Origin of the sequence: Microbulbifer okhotskensis (genome assembly GCF_023895975.1) — a bacterium.
In the GTDB taxonomy this organism is placed as follows: Bacteria; Pseudomonadota; Gammaproteobacteria; order Pseudomonadales; family Cellvibrionaceae; genus Microbulbifer; species Microbulbifer okhotskensis.
Map to the genome: position 1 here is coordinate 1 of NZ_JALBWM010000247.1, position 2,168 is coordinate 2,168.

The following is a 2,168-nucleotide window of genomic DNA, read 5'->3' on the forward strand; positions in this document are numbered from 1 at the left end:
ATACGGCTGCTGCAGCAGCCTAAAGGGTGATGCACTTCAGAGTTGAATGCAGGATTTAATATATGTTTGGTCGGCTTTTCTATTGAACTTTGGAAATGAGTATTTTTCTGAGGTAGATACCATTGAGGGCTTAAAATCAAACCATTTAAAAAAGATGAAAAGTTTATTTTCTCAGCACGATTTTGGTGGTTACGCCCCCTTACACCGAACATTAACCATTTACAAAGATGGGGGCGAGTGGTTTGCTGAAGAACAAAATGATTTAATTAAATGGTTTTGCACCTAACAAGTTGCTGTTGTTCGCCGCTACGCGATCGGGACAGCCTGCATGCCGCTTCGCTCTGTTTCGGCCGCCCCAAAGCAAAGCGCTAAGTTTTATACACAAGTATTCTTGTGCATATTAATGGGCAAATAAGCTCTACGCATGAGTACCAGTTCCCTATGAACCCGCATTAAGGTGAACCCAGAATCAGAGTGGCGTGGGATATCGAATGTACCCCATCGAGAAACCTCCATTCATGGGGAGGATTACTCGATTGTTAACAGATTCAGGCTATTTGCATAGTCCTAAATGATACTGCGGGGTGAAATTTGAACAGTTTGGTGGGGCACGTAAAGTTATTTCACTGTATTGAAGTGGCTGAGGCTATGAGTAAGACTGAAAGATGTGTATAAAACACAGTGCGGGCGTTATGAGTAAGAGTATGAAGATTTCGATTTTAGTGGCAGCGCTCCTCTTTTGGGGTAACGCATACGCATGCTCAATACCTGCACAAGGCGCATATTGGACTCACGATAAATTAATTGAAAAAACAGACACTATTTATCTCGTGACTCCAGTATCCGACGACCACCGGTTTAGGTTTAAGGTAATAGAAGTTTTAAAAGGCGAGAATGCTGCTGAATTTCAGTGGCGTCGATTTAGGTCAAGGGTTGACCATAAATCAACAGATTTTGAGTCACATAACGATCCAGATTTTTGGAAGGCAGGGGATGAAATAGTAGCAAGGTCACCTTACTATCCAGGAGCATGCACATTAAAATTTACTTTTGTGCAAGGTGAGAACTACCTTATTTTCAAAGAGTCACCTGGCCATTTCCATTCGGCAGAAATAATTAAGACAGTGAGTGATAAGTGGTATCAGTATGTCCGTGCCAGCATCACTCATTACAAGTAAAGGCATGGACGTTAGGCGTTAGGCGAAAAACCGATAGTTAAGAGAGGTTAGAGTGTTATCAGGTAAACAAGCAATAATTACAGGTGGTAGTGATGGGATTGGATTTGAAATAGCTAAAGCGTTTGCAAAAAATAATTCCGACATATTAATTATCGCAAGAAACGAAGAAAGACTTAAGCAGGCGAAAGATATTCTTTCAGAGTATGATGTCAATATTGAATATATATCAGCTGATTTATCAGATGTTTCTTATGTTAAAGAATTGGCCTTAAAAATTAGGAGAAAATATAAAGAAGTAGATGTACTAGTAAATAATGCAGGAGTAGCAAGGTTTATACCTTTTTCTGATACTGGTGATGAGGATTTAGATTTGCATCTAAATTTAAACGTAAAAACTCCTTATATACTCACTCGAGAATTATTTAGTCTGCTTGCCTTAAAAAAAGGTTCAGTGATTAATATTTCATCTTATTTTTCTCATCGAATGTTACCTGGTAGACCATCGACAGCGTACTCTATGTCAAAAGGTGCTATCGACTCATTTACTAAATCTTTAGCATATGAGGCAGGAATATTTGGAGTACGAGTCAATGCAATTGCTCCAGGCACGGTGAACACTCCGCTTGTTCAAGAAAATATCGCTAAGTTAACAGATGAAGAGAAAAAGCAATTTTCAGGAATGATAAAATCCATCTATCCACTAGGCCGTATAGGTGAGCCACAAGATATTTCGGGAGCAGCTGTTTTCCTCGCCTCTGATCACGCTAACTGGGTTACAGGTGAAATAATGGCGGTTGATGGTGGTTTAACAACTAATTAATTTCGCCTAAATCGGGTAGCCGGTGGTTTTTAGCTGCCGGCCCCCACACCACCCATCGTGCAGGTCCGCAATGGACGGTTCCCTATCCGTGAAGTTGGTGTTTGCTATCTGTTGCCAGTGTAAATCGCTTCTTGCGTTTTACTGCCAAACCTAGCTTTTTCATTAGCTTG

Annotated in this window: 3 protein-coding genes; all 3 read left to right on the forward strand. The window is 40.5% G+C overall.

Annotated elements, in window-relative coordinates:
• Nucleotides 1-46 precede the first annotated feature (46 nt).
• Entirely contained in the window at nt 47-286 is a 240-nt protein-coding gene (locus MO867_RS21680) for a hypothetical protein (protein WP_252473027.1), read from the forward strand.
• A gap of 418 nt (nt 287-704) precedes the next feature.
• A complete protein-coding gene (locus MO867_RS21685; RefSeq protein WP_252473029.1) occupies nt 705-1,178 on the forward strand; it encodes a hypothetical protein in 474 nt (157 codons plus the stop codon).
• 52 nt (nt 1,179-1,230) lie between these two features.
• The gene (locus MO867_RS21690; protein WP_252473030.1) at nt 1,231-1,998 is read left to right on the forward strand and encodes an SDR family NAD(P)-dependent oxidoreductase; all 768 of its coding nucleotides are present in this window, start codon (nt 1,231-1,233) and stop codon (nt 1,996-1,998) included.
• The last annotated feature ends 170 nt before the right edge of the window (nt 1,999-2,168 follow it).

Bases quoted from the DNA above. Each gene is read 5' to 3' on its own strand.
- MO867_RS21680 (WP_252473027.1), top strand. From the start codon at position 47: ATGCAGGATTTAATATATGTTTGGTCGGCTTTTCTATTGAACTTTGGA.
- MO867_RS21685 (WP_252473029.1), top strand. From the start codon at position 705: ATGAAGATTTCGATTTTAGTGGCAGCGCTCCTCTTTTGGGGTAACGCA.